This window comes from Myxococcus sp. CA005, from assembly GCF_006518205.1.
Taxonomy (GTDB): domain Bacteria; phylum Myxococcota; class Myxococcia; order Myxococcales; family Myxococcaceae; genus Myxococcus; species Myxococcus xanthus.
The window spans coordinates 207,500-222,450 of the sequence record NZ_SRLV01000001.1 but is presented as its reverse complement, the minus strand read 5'-3'; the positions used below and the strand labels follow the sequence as shown (position 1 = coordinate 222,450).

General features: G+C 70.0%; 16 protein-coding genes. 9 read left to right on the top strand and 7 right to left on the bottom strand.

Features of this window, described 5'->3' with window-relative positions; genetic code table 11:
* The first annotated feature begins 56 nt into the window (after window positions 1-56).
* Together FMQ63_RS00900 and FMQ63_RS00895 are read left to right on the top strand one after the other, a co-directional pair.
* Window positions 57-827 carry a DUF2270 domain-containing protein gene (locus FMQ63_RS00900; protein WP_011556269.1) on the top strand — a complete coding sequence of 257 codons (771 nt, stop codon included), beginning with the start codon at window positions 57-59 and terminating at the stop codon, window positions 825-827.
* A 145-nt stretch (window positions 828-972) separates the two neighbouring features.
* Complete coding sequence (locus tag FMQ63_RS00895) at window positions 973-1,977, top strand: isocitrate dehydrogenase (NAD(+)) (RefSeq protein WP_011556270.1); 1,005 nt, start codon at window positions 973-975, stop codon at window positions 1,975-1,977.
* A gap of 396 nt (window positions 1,978-2,373) precedes the next feature.
* On the opposite strand, the gene FMQ63_RS00890 is transcribed toward FMQ63_RS00895, so the two are convergent.
* From FMQ63_RS00890 to FMQ63_RS00880, 3 genes are read right to left on the bottom strand one after another with little or no spacing between them, the layout of a single operon-like run.
* Complete coding sequence (locus tag FMQ63_RS00890) at window positions 2,374-2,763, bottom strand: translation initiation factor (protein ID WP_020478031.1); 390 nt, start codon at window positions 2,761-2,763, stop codon at window positions 2,374-2,376.
* Between the two features lie 18 nt (window positions 2,764-2,781).
* Window positions 2,782-4,200 (bottom strand): thioredoxin domain-containing protein, encoded by a 1,419-nt coding sequence (locus tag FMQ63_RS00885; RefSeq protein ID WP_026113844.1) that lies wholly within the window; start codon window positions 4,198-4,200, stop codon window positions 2,782-2,784.
* On the bottom strand, window positions 4,197-4,523 hold the full coding sequence (locus FMQ63_RS00880; RefSeq protein ID WP_011556273.1) for a cupin domain-containing protein: 327 nt from the start codon (window positions 4,521-4,523) through the stop codon (window positions 4,197-4,199). The genes FMQ63_RS00885 and FMQ63_RS00880 overlap by 4 nt, the downstream gene beginning before the upstream one ends.
* Window positions 4,524-4,561: 38 nt before the next feature.
* Between FMQ63_RS00880 and FMQ63_RS00875 the strand changes: the two genes are divergently transcribed.
* From FMQ63_RS00875 to FMQ63_RS00855, 5 genes are all read left to right on the top strand, one after another.
* Window positions 4,562-5,632: an aminomethyltransferase family protein gene (locus tag FMQ63_RS00875; protein WP_011556274.1), complete on the top strand. Its 1,071-nt coding sequence runs from the start codon at window positions 4,562-4,564 to the stop codon at window positions 5,630-5,632.
* 25 nt (window positions 5,633-5,657) lie between these two features.
* Complete coding sequence (locus FMQ63_RS00870) at window positions 5,658-6,482, top strand: hypothetical protein (protein ID WP_011556275.1); 825 nt, start codon at window positions 5,658-5,660, stop codon at window positions 6,480-6,482.
* A 112-nt stretch (window positions 6,483-6,594) separates the two neighbouring features.
* The gene (locus tag FMQ63_RS00865; protein ID WP_011556276.1) at window positions 6,595-8,091 is read left to right on the top strand and encodes a fused MFS/spermidine synthase; all 1,497 of its coding nucleotides are present in this window, start codon (window positions 6,595-6,597) and stop codon (window positions 8,089-8,091) included.
* Window positions 8,088-8,546 carry a hypothetical protein gene (locus FMQ63_RS00860; protein ID WP_011556277.1) on the top strand — a complete coding sequence of 153 codons (459 nt, stop codon included), beginning with the start codon at window positions 8,088-8,090 and terminating at the stop codon, window positions 8,544-8,546. Before FMQ63_RS00865 ends, FMQ63_RS00860 begins: the two co-directional genes overlap by 4 nt.
* A complete protein-coding gene (locus tag FMQ63_RS00855) occupies window positions 8,543-9,028 on the top strand; it encodes a hypothetical protein (protein WP_011556278.1) in 486 nt (161 codons plus the stop codon). The genes FMQ63_RS00860 and FMQ63_RS00855 overlap by 4 nt, the downstream gene beginning before the upstream one ends.
* On the opposite strand, the gene chrA is transcribed toward FMQ63_RS00855, so the two are convergent.
* The 4 genes from chrA to FMQ63_RS00835 all read right to left on the bottom strand — a co-directional run bounded on the left by chrA (window position 9,015) and on the right by FMQ63_RS00835 (window position 12,515).
* Window positions 9,015-10,226, bottom strand: a complete 1,212-nt coding sequence (gene chrA / locus FMQ63_RS00850) for a chromate efflux transporter (RefSeq protein WP_011556279.1) — start codon at window positions 10,224-10,226, stop codon at window positions 9,015-9,017. The genes FMQ63_RS00855 and chrA overlap by 14 nt on opposite strands.
* A gap of 69 nt (window positions 10,227-10,295) precedes the next feature.
* Window positions 10,296-10,955 carry a maleylacetoacetate isomerase gene (gene maiA, locus FMQ63_RS00845; protein ID WP_011556280.1) on the bottom strand — a complete coding sequence of 220 codons (660 nt, stop codon included), beginning with the start codon at window positions 10,953-10,955 and terminating at the stop codon, window positions 10,296-10,298.
* Complete coding sequence (locus FMQ63_RS00840; protein WP_011556281.1) at window positions 10,952-11,932, bottom strand: fumarylacetoacetate hydrolase family protein; 981 nt, start codon at window positions 11,930-11,932, stop codon at window positions 10,952-10,954. The genes maiA and FMQ63_RS00840 overlap by 4 nt, the downstream gene beginning before the upstream one ends.
* Window positions 11,933-12,125: 193 nt before the next feature.
* Window positions 12,126-12,515: a hypothetical protein gene (locus tag FMQ63_RS00835; RefSeq protein ID WP_011556282.1), complete on the bottom strand. Its 390-nt coding sequence runs from the start codon at window positions 12,513-12,515 to the stop codon at window positions 12,126-12,128.
* A gap of 215 nt (window positions 12,516-12,730) precedes the next feature.
* On the opposite strand from FMQ63_RS00835, the gene FMQ63_RS00830 reads away from it, so the two are divergent.
* Both FMQ63_RS00830 and FMQ63_RS00825 read left to right on the top strand, forming a co-directional pair.
* A complete protein-coding gene (locus tag FMQ63_RS00830) occupies window positions 12,731-13,108 on the top strand; it encodes an STAS/SEC14 domain-containing protein (RefSeq protein ID WP_011556283.1) in 378 nt (125 codons plus the stop codon).
* Between the two features lie 114 nt (window positions 13,109-13,222).
* Entirely contained in the window at window positions 13,223-14,860 is a 1,638-nt protein-coding gene (locus FMQ63_RS00825) for a serine protease (protein WP_011556284.1), read from the top strand.
* The last annotated feature ends 91 nt before the right edge of the window (window positions 14,861-14,951 follow it).

The window sequence follows — 14,951 nt, the reverse complement described above, 5'->3', positions numbered from 1 at the left end:
CCCCCACCCCGCCTGCGTTGCAAACGCCCACTGCCCAGCCCACCTTCCGGCGAAGGATGCCCGTGCGTGAACGTGACAGGACCGATGTGCTGGAGTCGCCCTGGCTCTCCCAGCAGGCCATGGCCCAACTGTTCCGGGGGGAGCTGAGCCGCTCCGATACCTGGCGCACGCGCCTGGACACCACCACCAACTGGGCAATCACGACGACGGCGGCGGTCATCTCCTTCGGCTTCGCGTCGACGCAGAGTTCACACGTCACCTTCCTGGTGGGCATCTGGATGGTGGTGTCGTTCCTCCTCATCGAGGCGCGGCGCTACCGCTACTACGACTTGTGGAACCGCCGGGTGCGCCTGCTGGAGGAAGGCTGGTGGGCCCCCATGCTCCGGCACGAGCCGATGGACCCGGACGCCCTGCGCGAGCTGGCCCTGGAGCTGGAACGGCCCCAAATCCAGCTTTCCCTCTTCTCCGCCATCTCCACCCGGCTCAACCGCGCCTACGGGCCCATCCTGATGGTCCTGATGATGACGTGGTTCGTGAAGGTCTACAGCCACCCGAAGCCACCCGTGGACCTCGACGAGTTCCTGGCGCGGGCGGGGGTGGCCTGGATTCCTGGCGAGGCCGTGACGGCCATCCTGCTGCTGCTCACGCTGACCGCGTCCTACCTGTTCCTGTCGTCCTTCTTCATCCGGGCACCCCTGGGCGAGCTGCGGACCCGGCCCCGGGGACGCCGGGCGGCCCTGTGGGAGTCCTTCTACCGGCCCTACGCCATCCACACCCGGCGCAAGCCCACCCGGCGTCCGCGACCGTCCTCCACGTCCGAGCACTGACGCTCGGAGCGGATGCCCTCCCGCCCGGAAACCGGCCGGGTGACCCACCAGGGTGTGCCTACCTCATGGCCGCCATGCCTCCGGCTGAATCCCGGGCGTTTTCGTCCTTTCGACACCAGGGAAATTGTGCTGTGACTCCGCACCCATGGCGACCACACGAACTGTCACGATCATCAATGGCGATGGCATTGGCCCCGAAGTCATGGCGGCCACCGTTCGCGTCCTCGAGGCGCTCAAGGTCCCCCTTGATTTCGAGTACAAGGACGCAGGCACGGAGGTGGTGGCCAAGTACGGCACCAACCTGCCTCACGAGACGGTGGAGGCGGTGCTGCGCAGCGGCATCGCGCTCAAGGGCCCCACGGGCACGGTGGTGGGCGGTGGCCTCCCGTCGGCCAACGTGGGCCTGCGCAAGCGGCTGGACCTGTACTCGTCGCTGCGGCCCGTGAAGAGCGTACCGAACGTGAAGACGCGCTACGAGGGCGTGGACCTCGTCGTGGTGCGTGAGAACACGGAGAGTCTCTACGCCGGCCTGGAGCACATCATCGTCCCGGGCGTGGTGGAGTCGCTGAAGATCATCACCGAGAAGGCCTCCACGCGGATTGCCCGCTTCGCCTTCGAGTACGCCCGCAAGCACGGCCGCAAGAAGGTCACCGCCGTGCACAAGGCGAACATCATGAAGCTGTCGGACGGTCTCTTCCTGGACTGCTGCCGCAAGGTGGGCCGTGAGTTCCCGGACGTCACCTACGAGGAAGTCATCATCGACAACCTCGCCATGCAGCTCGTGAAGGACCCGACGCGCTTCGACGTGCTGGTGGCGGAGAACTTCTACGGCGACGTGCTCAGCGACCTGTGCGCGGGCCTGGTCGGCGGCCTGGGCGTGGTGCCGGGCGCCAACATCGGCGAGCGCACCGCCGTCTTCGAGGCCGTGCACGGCACCGCCCCGGACATCGCGGGCAAGGGCATCGCGAACCCCACCGCCCTGATGATGTCCGCGGTGATGATGCTGGACCACCTGGAGCTGGGCGAGGCGGCGCGCCGCATGGAGAACGCCATCTGGAAGGTGTACGGCTCGGGCGAGGTCCGCACCGGTGACCTCGGTGGCAAGGCCACCACCCGCGAGTTCACCGACGCCATCATCGGCGCGCTGTAGTTCGCACGGCGCAGGCCGTAGCAAGAAGCCCGGGGCGCCTTCACGGCGGCCCGGGCTTTTTCGTGTCCGGGCTACACCCTCGTGAACTTCACGCCGGTCCTTGACGCCCCTACCTCTCGGTATCCAGGTCGATACGAAGTGCGGGAGAGCCACCGAAGCGGGCCAAGCTCACTCCGTTTGGGAAGGCACTGACGTAGGGGGCACTTGCTCCGAGCCATCCTGTATTGGCGGCACAGAAGATGACGGAGCGTCGGGACTCGGTGACTGAGCCGGGGCAACTGGGGGCGTTCGTGCGGGCGAAGCAGTGCCTGTGTCCCGAGCAGGCTCGACGGGATGCGGCGGCATTTGAGGCGGTGACGCTAGAGGCTCTTCGCTCAAAGCCCGACGCCCAGCGAGTCAGCCGACCGTGACCTTCCGCACGCCCCGCGCCTCGAGCAGCGCGGGCAGCCGTTCACGCTGGTCGCCCTGGAGCACCAGCGTGTCGTCCTCCACCACGCCGCCGCAGCCGAGCGAATTCTTCAGCGCCTTGAGCCACACCTCGCGCTGCGCCGCGGGCAGCTCCAGGTGCTCCACCACCGTGACTTCCTTGCCGCCACGGCCCTTGCGCTCCATGCGAACCACCGCGCGCGCGGGGCCCTTGGGCTCGGCCTTCACAGGCGCCTGAGCCACGGGCGCGGCGGGAGCCTGGGGCAAGGCCTCCCGCTGCGCCACGAGCGCGGCGAACGGATTGTTGAACGGAGCCGCCGGTGCCGCCGGCGGCTCACCCTTCTTGTCGCGCTTGCCCATGGTGCGGGTGCCGCGTCCTCAGTGGTTGTGGCCCGCGTGGTCGTCGTGGCCGTGGCCATGACCACCGACCGGGCGCGGGCGCGGCGGAGGCAGCACGTCGAAGCCAGGGGCGCTCGGATTCCCCTCCGCCATCACCAGCGCGTAGAGGAACGGCGCGGAGGGCGCCGTCTCGCGGCCGTTCACCAGCACCAGCGGCGTACCCTGGATGTGGTGGCGCATGGCGTAGCGGGAGTCCTCCTGAATCTTCGCCGCCGTGGCCGGGCTGTTCATGCACACCTCCAACTGCGAGCGCGGCACCGAGCCCGACGACGCAATCTCCACCGCCCGCTCCGTGTCCAGCACGGCCTGCGCGGCGAACATCTTCTCCCGCAGCTCCCAGTAGTCCGGTGCGCCCTCCAGGCAGATCTGCGCACGCGCCGCCACGCAGCGCACGCTGGGCGCATCCGGGCCCCGGCGCGGAATCGCCGGGTTGCACGCACCATCCAGCGGGAACTGGCGAGCCTCCAGCGACATCTTCCCTTCGGGAACCCGCTTCTTCAGCGCGGACAGCTCCTCCACCAGCATCTTGCAGTGGGGGCACTTGCTGTCCGTCCACTCGACAATCTTCACCGGCGCATCCACCGGTCCGTAGCGGTGGCGCGCGGGCGACGCGGCGGGCTGCGGCGTCCCGCTGCGGTACGCGGCCAGCGCGTCCGCCATGAACTGCTGGTGCTGCGGCGGCAGCGAACGCAGGAACTCCTCCAGCGACGCGGGCGGAGGCGGCGGCGTCTGCGGCGTCACGCCCGGCGTCTGCGTGCTGGCCACCTGCGGCGCGGGCGGCAGCAGCGCGGCACCGGACGCATCCGACGCCTTGGGCGTGGCCCGGCCGGGCAGCAGCGTCGCCAGGAAGACCGCGGCAGTGACACCCGCCGTCCACTTCAGCGTGGCGCCCCACTCGCCCGCGCCGGGCAGCAGCGGTCCGGGCAGGCCCTTCCAGGCCACACCCGCGAAGGCCACCACCAGCGCATAGGTCGCCAGACACGTGGGGCACAGCGCGCCCGACTGCGCGCTGGCCACGGCGAAGACCACCACGGACACCAGGCCCGCGGCGGCCACCAGCCGCAGCCCGTTGGCCGCCGGACGCACCGGACGGCCCGAGCGAGCCCACGCCAGGAACAGCGCGGACAGGCCCACCGCGACCAGCCCCCACACGAGGCCCAGGGCCGCCACGGGCAGGCCCACCAGGTCATGCACGCGGCTGGCGAAGGCGGAGTTCCATACCGTCTCGCAGTTCACCGTGTCGGAGACGCCGCACACGGTGGAGCCACCACCGCGTAGGGTGAGCAACTGCATCCACTGGAAGATGGACAGGCCACTCTCCGCGAGGCCCAGGACCAGCAGCGCCAGCGCGCCACGAGTCGCCACGGGGGTGGGCGAAGGGGAAGACGTCGAGCTCATGCATGCTCCGGGGGCGGGGACATCAGGACGAGGAGGCGGGCGGCATCGGGGCCGTCGTTGGCGACGCCGTGTTCGGCGCCCGCGGGGGCGAAAATGGCGGCGCCAGGGCCGTGGACTTCCTCTTCGGCGCCCACGCGAAAGCGGCAGCGCCCGTCGAGGACGACATACACCTTGTCCGACGTGGCATGGCGGTGGGGCTTCTGGGCCTGTCCCGGCTGGAGGCAGTACACGTCCAGGAAGAAACGGCCGGACTGGAAGACATTGTGCTTCAGGAGCTTCTCCGGTGAGAAGTCCTGGAAGGACGACAGGTGCTTCACATCCATCGTGGCATTCGCTCCTTCGCCTCTATATAGCGACGGACATGGAACCGCTGTCTCTGCATTTTCTTCACGAGAAGGCGGGCGCCCGCTTTGGCGCTGTGGGCGGCCGGGAAACCGTGGCCGGGTATGGAGACTCGGAGGGAGAGTACCGGGCGGCGAAGGCGTCCGTGGCCCTCCATGATGCCTCCTACCGCGAAACCCTCCGAATCACTGGAGAAGACCGGGCCTCTTACCTACACGGGATGGTCACCCAGGAGGTGAACAACCTGCCAGTGGGCACCGCGGCCTATGCCGCGATGGTTACCGTCAAGGGGGCCATGGTGGCGGATGCCCGCATCCTCAAGCGGGAGCCAGACCTCCTCCTGGACTTGGAGCCCGGCACCGGCGCCAAGGTGCGGGAGTTCCTGGATAAATACCTCATTTCCGAGGACGCCGAGCTGCACGAGGCCACGGGGGAGCTGGCCCTGCTCCGGCTGCTCGGGCCTCGGACGGAGGACGTCCTGTCGGCCGCCCTGGGCAGCCCCCATGCGCCGCTGTCGCACCATGCCGCCCGCACGGCCACGCTGGCCGGCCAGGAGGTGTGGCTGCTGGGGAGCACCGCCATCGAGCCCCATGGGGTCGACGTGTGGGTGCCGCGCGCCGGCCTGGAGGACGCCTGGCGGGCCCTGTCCGAGGCTGGCGCCGCCCACGGCCTGAAGCCCCTGGGCTTCGAGGCCCTGGAGCTGCTCCGAGTGGAGGCCGGCGTCCCCCGGTACGGCCAGGACATGGTGGACACCACCATTCCGCTGGAAGCCAACCTGGCGAACGCCATCTCCTACAACAAGGGTTGCTACATCGGGCAGGAGGTCATCGCCCGAGCCACCTTCCGCGGCCACATGAACCGCAAGCTGACGGGGCTGCTGCTGGGCGACGCGGACGTGGCCCCCGGCACCGAGCTGCGGCGCGGGGAGAAGAAGGTGGGCTGGCTGACCAGCGTGGTGCAGTCGCCTGTCGCGGGGCAGCGGGTGGCCCTGGGCTACGTGCACCGGGACTCGCTGGAGCCGGGCACCGAGCTGACGCTGGCGGCGGGCCCCGCCACGGTGAAGGTGGCGTCCCTCCCCTTCTCCGCGTGAAACAGTCCCAGCATACTGGTGAGCCATGTTCCATGGCTCACCGAGCACCCTGCTTCGCCCCGCGCTGCTGCTCACGGCGCTGTCCCTCTTCCTGACAGGCTGCTTCAACGTCGAGCAGGACGTCTGGATTGAGCCAGGAGGTTCGGCGCGGCTGGTGGTCGACATGGGAGTGCCCAGGTCCCTGACGGCCCTGGCGCGGCTGGGCAACGCGCCGGTCTCCAAGGAGCAATGGCTCGCGAGCGCGCGCGCGGTCGAACAGGCGCTGCGCCAGGACCCGGAAGTCTCCCAGGTGATGCTCCGGGACTACGAGAAGGACGGCCAGGTCCATCTCGTCTACGACGTGACGGTGAAGGACGTCACCCAGCTCCCGGAGCTCTACCGCCGCGCCGCCGAGCAGCACACCCAGGGCCAACCGTCTTCGCCGAAGGATGCGTGGGATTTCCGCATCGAGCGCCAGGGCGGGGACTACGTCTACACCCAGCGTTTCAACCCGGAAAAGGCCTTCGCCACGCCGGTCGGCATCGGTGACGAGGCCGCGGAGCAGGCCGCCCAGGAGCTCGCGAAGGGCATGGTGAAGGCCATGCTCGTCAACAACCGCCTCACCCTCCGCATCCACGGCCCTGGAATTGGCGAGACGAACGGCACGGTGAACGAGCAGAAGGACACCGTGGAGTGGAAGCTCAACCTCGCGGAGCTGATGGACGCCCCCGCCGAGGGCCGCGAGTTCCGCGCCGTCATCCACGGCGGCGAGCCGCTCTGGCTGTGGCCACTGGTGCTGGGCGTCCCCATGGTGGTGCTGCTGCTGACGGTCACCGCCGCCCGGAAGCGGCGGGGCGTCGCCGCCCGATAACGCCCACCCCCTGGCACGTCTGTCATGGTGCCCCTGCCGTTGCTGTCCCTCCGCATCAATTATTTCGAGGACTTCGCATTGGAACGGACCTTGCTGAAGCAAGCGTCCGAGCATGCGACCCACGTCTTCGCTGACATGGCTGTCCTTCATTACCGGCGCGACCGTCATGGCGTCGGAGATGGCGGCGTCACGCCTGATGGCGCCCTACTTCGGCAGCAGCACGCCCGTCTGGGCCGCGCTCATCTCCCTGGTCCTGGGTGGGCTCGCGTTGGGCGCGCATCTGGGAGGCCGCGTGGCGGACCGCTCGGGTCGCCTGACACTGCTACTGAGCGCGCTCTGCCTCTCCGCGCTCGCCCTGGCCATGTTGCCCTTCCTCGCGCGCGTGCTGCTGCCCGGCGCCACGGCCGCGGTGCTGGGGGGACGCCCCATCGAGGGGCTGGGCCGCGTGGCATTGCTGATGGTGGTGGCAATGCCGCCCCTGCTGGTGCTGGGCGCGGTGGGGCCGTACGTGCTGCGCGTGGGGCTGGCGGGAGTGGAGTCAGCGGGCGCGCACGCCGGACGGCTGTCCTCCGCATCCACGGTGGGCAGCATCACCGGAACGCTGCTGGCTGCCTTCGTCGTACTGCCGCTGCTGGGCACCGCGCGCACCATGGCGCTCTTCGCGGCGGTGCTGGGGCTCACGGCATCCTGGCGCCTGGGATGGCGGTGGCGGCTGCCCGCCGTGGGCGTGCCCATGGTGGCGCTGGCCCTGGGCGCCCACGCCCTGCCCCGCGCCCCCAAGGCCGTGGACGTGGCCGAGTCCCCCTATGCCTTCATCCAGGTGGTGAAGGACGAACACGGCACCCGCTCACTCGTCTTCGATGAGGGCTACGCGGTGCAGAGCGTCCACCGGCCTGGCCTGCCTGTGCGCGGAGAAGTCTTCGGGCACTACCTGCTGGTCCCCGCCATGGCCCAGGCAGCGCCACGAGCGCCCCGGGTGCTGGTCCTGGGCCTGGGCGCGGGCACGAGCGCCAGGGGCCTGCGGGAGACGTACCCCGGCGTGGAGGTGGTGGGCGTGGAGCTGGACGCGGAGGTGGTGCGGCTGGGCCGTGCGCACTTCGACCTGCCCTCCGAGGTGGAAGTCCACGTCGGAGACGCGCGCGCCTTCCTCGCAAGCGACACCCGCCAGTACGACGTCATCCTGGTCGACGCGTTCCGCTTCCCCTACGTCCCCTTCCACCTGACGACGCGCGAGTTCGCCGCCGCCGTGGCCGCGCGCCTGAATCCCGGTGGCGTGGCCTGCTTCAACGTGGGGCGCTACGCGCAGGAGCGCGCGGTGGTGGAGGCCGTGGGCGCCACGCTGGCCACCGTCTTCCCGGAGGTCCGGGCCGCCGACGCGCGCAACCACAGCAACACGCTGCTCTTCGCCGGGGCCCCCGGGCTCGCAGAGCGGCTCGCGGAACGCACGGCGTCGCTCCCCGCATCGCTGCGCCCGCTGGCGGAGCGCGTGGCCGGAGAGCTGAAGCCGGTGCCCGCAGGCGAGCCACTGACGGACGACAAGGCCCCGGTGGAGTGGCTCACAGACGCCATCCTCCTGCGGGCCCTCTCGAGTGGGGAGAAGCTCCAATGAAGCGCCTTCCCTCCATGCCGGAGTTCCTCGCGCCGCTGCCCCTGTTCGCCGTGGCGCTGATGGCGGTGAATGACCGCTGGCTCAAGCCCACCTTCCACAACGCCCTCACCGGCAAGCTGTCCGACGTCGCCATCTGCTTCTTCCTGCCGCTCTACGTGTCCGCGCTGCTGGCGCTGGTGACGCGCTGGCCCAGGGCGCGCAGGGTGGCAGTGGGCGCGGGCTTCACCGCGTGCCTCTACACCGCGCTCAAGGTCTCCCAGCCCGCGGCGGACCTCTTCTGTGAGCTGCTGCGCCCCTTGGGCTTGCCGCTCGGCATCCGGAGCTTCCGAGCCTGGGCCGACCCCACCGACCTCGTCACGTTGCCGCTTGTCTGGGCGGCGGTGCGTTACAGCCGCGCCGCCGCCCGTGAACCGTCGTCCCTCCCCGCCGCACCCTCCACTGGAGTCAGCACGTGAAAGTCATCCTGATGAACCTCGCGGCCACGGCCGCGCTCGCCACCACGGCGGTGCTGCTCGTCGCGGACTCGGGAGAGAAGGGCTGCCACCAGCCCGCCCAGAGCGTCACCTTCGACGTGGGCCACAACACGTGCGGAGCGCCGGGCATCCTCCGGGTGAGCACCCCCCAAGACACCTGCCGCCTCGACGTGGAGGCGGAGGAACGAACGGGCCTGCCCATGACGGGGGACGTCTACGACGGCAGCGTGGACCTCCGCCAGGGCGACAACTGGTACCTGGCGGACATGAACGTCGCCATCATCGTGGACGCGGATGGTGGGACTCTGCCTGGCGATGCGGGCACCGGAACAACGGTCGAGGTCAACCGCGCGTGCGAAGTCCTGCGCGAAGGCGAGGTCCTCCGGCTGAAGTGCACCGCGCGCAGGGCGGACCTCGCCAACGAGCCGGTGAGCGCCTGCGAGGCCGTGCTCACCCCGCGCTGAGGCCCCCGGCGGCCAGCACTCCCACGCAGCCGCCGCCCAGCACCAACCACGCGGAATTGACGCGATAGCGGATGAGCAGCACGGCGGCCACGGCCGCCAGGGCCACCGGCAACGGACTCACCAGCACGGCCCGTCCCAACTGCCACGTCACCACCGCCATCAGCGCGAGCGACGCCACGTTGACGCCGTCCAGGAAGGCGCCGGCCACCCATGAGCGGCGCAGCCGTGGCACCAGCGGTCCACTCAGCGCCACGAAGACGAAGGCGGGCAGGAAGATGCCCGCCGTAGCCACCACCGCGCCCGATGGGCCGCCCATCACGTAGCCGATGAAGGTGGCCGTGGTGAACACGGGCCCCGGCGTCACCTGCCCCACCGCCACCGCGTCCAGCAATTGGGCTTCGGTCAGCCAACCGTAGCGCTCCACCAGCCCGGTGCGGAGGAAGGCCAGCAGCACGTAGCCGCTGCCGTACAGCACAGAGCCCACCTTGACGAAGAAGAGGAAGAGGCCGTGCAGGGTGAACGGTGCGGCGGCCGTGGCGGTGGTGACCCCCAAGGACAGCAACGGCCACAGCGGCGCCACCCCCGCCCGAGGCGCGCCTGGCCGTTGTCGTTCCATGCCGCGCCACGCGAGCACGGCGAGCCCCGACAGGAGCAGCAGGAGCAGCTCATTGACGCCCATGAAAGCCGCCGCCACGGCAGCCGCTCCCACGCTGGCGGCCAGCGGTGTCCGCACGACGGTGCGTAGCAACCCCCAGAGCGCCTGGGCCACCACGGCGATGATGACGGCCTTCACGCCGTGCAACACGGCGTCCACCTTCGGCAGCGTGCCGAATCGCGTGTACGCCCAGGCGATGACCGCGACCATGAAGAAGGCGGGGAGGATGAAGCACGCGCCCGCCACCAGCAGGCCGGGCCAGCCCGCGCGCCGATGGCCGATATGGATGGCCAGCTCCGTGGAGTTGGGCCCCGGAATCAGGTTCGTGGCGCCGAGCAGGTCCACGAACTCCTCGCGCGACAGCCAGCCGCGGCGGCGCACCACCTCGTCCTCCATCATCGCGATGTGAGCCGCCGGTCCGCCGAAGGCGAACGTCCCCAGCCGGAGGAACAACCCCGCCAGCTCCCGCAGCGCGGTGGCGCGGTCCACTGGCGAAGCGGGAGACGACGGAAGGCCACCCTGCGGGGACGAGGAGGGACGCATGGGAATCGAGTGTCCCGCGGCGTGCTTACGACGGCCGCGCCCACGACAGGCGCGGCCGCCACACCGGACTCAGGCGGGAACCGCGTCCGGCTGCCGGTCGGCCTGGGCGGCCTGGAAGGCGGGCAGCGCCTGGCACTCGGCTTCGATGCGCAGCAGCGTGGGGTATGGCGCCAGGTCCACGCCGAAGCGGCGCGCACCATAGAGCTGCGGCACCAGGCACACGTCCGCGAGCGACACCGCATCCCCGACGCAGAAGCGCCCCATCGTGGACTGCACCGCCGCCTCCAGGGCCTCCAAGCCCCGCGTGTTCCAGTAGGCCGACCACGCCTTGTCGTCCGCGTTCAGCGACTGCTTGACGTGCTGCATCACGGACAGGTTCTGCAGGGGCTGGATGCCGGAGTTCACCATCTCCGCCAGCATCCGGGCCTTCGCCCGGAGGAACGCGTCAGCGGGCAGCAGCGCGGGCGCCGGGAAGCGCTCCTCCAGGTACTCCAGCACCGGCAGCGACTGGGACAACCGGCGCACCGTGCCATCCGCCTCCGTCCACTCCAGCGTGGGCAGCGTGCGCATGGGATTGACCGCCCGGTACGCGGCGCTGTTCTGCTCGCCGCCGTCCTTCACCAGGTGCACCGGCACGTACTCGAACTCCAGCCCCTTCAGGTGCAGGCCGATGCGCACCCGCCAGGACGCGGACGAGCGCCAGTAGCTGTAGAGCCGAAGGCCCTTCATGGAACCTTCACCACCTTCTGCGAGATGCGGCCGAACACGCTACGGCCCTCGGCGTCCGTCATCTCGATGTCGATGGTGTCGCCCGGCTTCATGAAGGGCGTCTTGGGCGCGCCCTGCTCAATCGTCTCAATCATCCGGCGCTCGGCGAGGCAGGAGATGCCGCGCTCGCGGTCCGCGTTGGACACGGTGCCGCTCCCCAGGATGGTGCCCGCCGTGTAGCTGCGCGTCTTGCACAGGTGCTGGATGAGGTCGAAGAAGGAGAAGTGCATCTCCGGACCCGCGTCCGTGTCGCCCACCTGCTGCCCGTTGAGCACCGAGCGCAGCCGCAGGTGGATGCGCCCGTCGTGCCAGGCCGCGCCCAGTTCGTCCGGCGTCACCGCGAAGGGGCTGAAGGCCGTGGCCGGCTTGCTCTGGAAGAAGCCGAAGCCCTTGGCCAGCTCGTTGGGGATGAGGTTGCGCAGGGACACGTCATTGGCCAGCATCAGCAGCTTGACGTGCGGCGCCGCGTTCTCCGCCTTCGTGCCCTGGGGCGTGTCGCCCAGGATGGCGCAGACCTCGCCTTCGAAATCCAGGCCCCAGGCCTCGTCGGCCAGGGGGATGTCGGCGGTGGGCGCCAGGAAGTCCCCGGAGCCGCCCTGGTACACCAGCGGGTCCGTCTTCAACGTCTCCGGGGGCTCGGCGCCGCGCGCCTTGCGCACCAGGATGACGTGATTGAGGTACGCGCTGCCGTCCACCCATTCGTAGGCGCGCGGCAGGGGCGCGTGCAGGGCGCTGACGTCCAGCGGGCGGCTCTGCACCGTGCCCGCCTCCAACTGGGCGTCCAGCGCGCGCAGTTGGGGTTCCTTCGTCTCCCAGTCGTCCAGCGCGGCTTGCAGCGTGAGCGCCACGTTGGTGGCCAGCGCATAGGCCGTGTTGTCCCGCTTGACGACGATGAGGCGGCCGTCACGGGTTCCGTCCTTGAGCGTCGCGAGCTTCAATGCCGGGCTCCCCGGCGGCCTCTGAGGAAAATAGCCGGGCCGCCTCGTGTGTCCGGGCTTTTCCGACGGAGAATCCGGGGTGTCAAGCAAGACGGACACGCGCCACCGGAGAAAAGCGAACGGCCGACACGTCGCGAAAAAAGAGCGCACGGGCGGAACCGGCCGCCCGTGCGCTCCTTGCTGCTGCAGTCACTCACGCCCGGAGCGGATTCACGACCTCGGGGCAGTGCCAGTACGTGTACTCGCAGGCCTCCTGCTCGGCATCGCAGGGCACCTGGATGATGGTGATGGCCTCGCACGGATGGCGTGGAGCCTTGCTCTGGCCTCCACCCCTCGTGCGGCCTTCGTCGGGGACCGCCCCCTGGGTCTCCAGCGCGTCCTTCGCCTCTGGAGGTGGCGTCACGCCCGCCGGATGGACGGGAGCGGATGCGCCCTTCGCCGGGCCTCCCCGGCCCTTTCGAGAAGTCCCGCGCGAGTCCTGACGCGACTCCTGCGTGGACGCCACCGGCGGCGCCGACACCACCGGCAGCAGGCCCGGGGCGGCGCCCAGCACCGCGCCCAGGACGTACAACTTCGTGTTCATGAAACCCCCTTGCCGGGTGCAGCCGCCGGCGCGCCCCTTCGGCGCGCCGGTACCGGAGCAGCGGCAGGGACGTCAGTACCAGGTGGGTCTGACATTCCCTGCCCTTCCGGACAGGGCCGGGAAGGTGCCGCCAGGGCGCCCCATCCGCCCTCCCGCTCTAGACGTGTCACCGCCTGCGGCTAGGATGGCGCGCCCGTCCGGAGCCCGTCACCGTCATGCCATTCCAGATCACCGTTCACTCGCAGGACCGCATCCTCGAGGTTGTCTATCCCCCGCAAGTCACTACCGCGGACCTGGCCGAGTACCTGGCCGACGTGAAGAAGGCCATCAACGACCTGGCCGGTGAGTGGTCCGCCCTGGTGGACCAGTCCCAGCTCCGGGTGATGCCCAGCGACGTGGTGACGGCCATGGCCAGCCTCAACGCCTTCGCCCAGCTCCACGGCATGAAGCGCTCCGCCCGGGTCGTCAGTGACGCCCCCTCCGGACTCCAGGCCTGGCGGATGACGAAGCGCGCCATGCTGAGCATCCCCACCCGCACCTTCGAGACGCGGGGGGAAGCCCTCCAGTGGCTGCGCGACCCCGACGCGGACTGAGGCGCACGCGAACTGTCCGCCAGCAGACAGCAGGAACGCCTTTTTTCACATATATTGCGGCGGCCCGCCCCCGACGGGGCTGGGCCTCACATCTCCCGTAGGAGTGGTTGTCTCATGCGTATCCCCCGGACCGACGCCCGCAGGAAGCTGCTCGGCGCGCTGTTGTGTACCTTCTCCGTCGCGGCCTGTGGACCGGCCCAGGAGGGCGAGCCCGCCGGCAGCGGCTCCACCGAGCAGCCCGTCGTCTATGGCAACGACGACCGGATGGACGTGTACGCGCACCCCGACGCCACCCTGCGGCAGTACGCCATGCAGGCCAGCGCCGTCATGGTCGACCCGTACGAGATTGACGACTCGGACCCCAACAACGTCGTCTTCGACAGCCCCACCCTGGGCGAATACGTCAACCTCTGCGCGGGCCAGCGCTTCATCGACGACCCGTCGCCCGGCTACTGCTCGGGCACGCTCATCGACGATGACCTCCTCCTGACCGCCGGCCACTGCGTGGAAACCGCGGCCGACTGCAGGGATTTCAAGTGGGCCTTCAACTTCTACCGGCCTGACGCGAACTCGGTGCAGACGATGACCACGCAGGACATCTTCAGCTGCAAGGAGATTGTCGTGCGGCGGGATAACACCTCCAGCGGCCGCACGCTGGACTACGCCATCATCCGCCTGGACCGTTCGGCGGCGCCGCGCTTCACGCCCGCGCCCATCCGCCCGGGCAACGCCGCCATGGCGGTGGGCGCCAACGTGGCCGTCATCGGCTCGGGCAGCGGCATCCCGCTCAAGATTGACTCGGGCGGCAGCGTCCGCAACGGCCGCGCCAGCACGCTGGACTACTTCGTCGCCACCACCGACACCTTCGGCGGCAACTCCGGTTCGGCCGTCTACGACATGTCGAGCCACACCATCGCCGGCATCCTGGTGCGCGGTACGACGGACTACGTCTACCAGGGCAGCTGCCGCGTCGTGAACCAGTGCGCGGAGACCGGGTGCAGCGGCGAAGACATCACCTACATCCGCCCGGCCATCGAGGCGTTCTGCGCCACCAACACCAGCGTCCGGCTGTGCAACACCACGCCGCCGCCGCCGACGTCCTTCGACTTCACGGCCAGCAACACCCAGAACGCCACCGTGAACACCACCCGCCACACGGTGGAGCTCACCGCCGGCCAGAGCATCACCGTGGGCACCTGCGGCCTGACGGGCGCCAGCGCCACCGGCGACACGTGGCTGCGCGTCAATGGCCCCAGCGGCATCGAGGTCGCCTCCAACGATGACGGCTGCGCCACGGGCCGCGGCTCCAACGTGACTTTCACGGCCGGCGCGGCTGGGAACTACGAAATCATCGCGGGCTGCTACGGCAACACCAGCTGCAGCGGCACGGTGGCGTGGACCATTGGCACGGCGACGCCGCCGGCCAACTCCGGCACGTTCAACTACAGCTCGGTCAACTCCGACAGCGCGCGGCAGAACACCACCAACGAGAACGTCACCCTCACGGCCGGCCAGAGCCTCTCCTTCGGCACCTGCAACGTGACGGGCGCCTCCGGCACGGGCGACTCGTTCATCCGCCTGTACAACGCCGCCGGCACGCAGGTGAAGTTCAACGACGACGGCGCCGGCTGCGGCTCGCTCTCCCACGCCACCTACACGGTGCCGGCGGGCGCGGGCGGCACGTATCAGATCCGCGCGGGCTGCTACGGCAACACCAGCTGCAGCGGCACGGTGGGCTGGACCGTTCAGTAGTCACGTTCCACCGACGAGGTGGGCACCGCGGGGCGCGTCACTCTTCACGGAGTGGCCGCCCCGCTGTCGCATCTGGCCACCCGCTCGCGGT

Bases quoted from the DNA above. Each gene is read 5' to 3' on its own strand.
- FMQ63_RS00860 (WP_011556277.1), top strand. From the start codon at position 8,088: ATGAAGCGCCTTCCCTCCATGCCGGAGTTCCTCGCGCCGCTGCCCCTG.
- FMQ63_RS00875 (WP_011556274.1), top strand. From the start codon at position 4,562: ATGGAACCGCTGTCTCTGCATTTTCTTCACGAGAAGGCGGGCGCCCGC.
- FMQ63_RS00870 (WP_011556275.1), top strand. From the start codon at position 5,658: ATGTTCCATGGCTCACCGAGCACCCTGCTTCGCCCCGCGCTGCTGCTC.
- maiA (WP_011556280.1), bottom strand. From the start codon at position 10,955: ATGAAGGGCCTTCGGCTCTACAGCTACTGGCGCTCGTCCGCGTCCTGG.
- chrA (WP_011556279.1), bottom strand. From the start codon at position 10,226: ATGCGTCCCTCCTCGTCCCCGCAGGGTGGCCTTCCGTCGTCTCCCGCT.
- FMQ63_RS00885 (WP_026113844.1), bottom strand. From the start codon at position 4,200: ATGAGCTCGACGTCTTCCCCTTCGCCCACCCCCGTGGCGACTCGTGGC.
- FMQ63_RS00835 (WP_011556282.1), bottom strand. From the start codon at position 12,515: ATGAACACGAAGTTGTACGTCCTGGGCGCGGTGCTGGGCGCCGCCCCG.
- FMQ63_RS00830 (WP_011556283.1), top strand. From the start codon at position 12,731: ATGCCATTCCAGATCACCGTTCACTCGCAGGACCGCATCCTCGAGGTT.
- FMQ63_RS00880 (WP_011556273.1), bottom strand. From the start codon at position 4,523: ATGGATGTGAAGCACCTGTCGTCCTTCCAGGACTTCTCACCGGAGAAG.
- FMQ63_RS00890 (WP_020478031.1), bottom strand. From the start codon at position 2,763: ATGGGCAAGCGCGACAAGAAGGGTGAGCCGCCGGCGGCACCGGCGGCT.
- FMQ63_RS00825 (WP_011556284.1), top strand. From the start codon at position 13,223: ATGCGTATCCCCCGGACCGACGCCCGCAGGAAGCTGCTCGGCGCGCTG.
- FMQ63_RS00895 (WP_011556270.1), top strand. From the start codon at position 973: ATGGCGACCACACGAACTGTCACGATCATCAATGGCGATGGCATTGGC.
- FMQ63_RS00865 (WP_011556276.1), top strand. From the start codon at position 6,595: ATGCGACCCACGTCTTCGCTGACATGGCTGTCCTTCATTACCGGCGCG.
- FMQ63_RS00900 (WP_011556269.1), top strand. From the start codon at position 57: ATGCCCGTGCGTGAACGTGACAGGACCGATGTGCTGGAGTCGCCCTGG.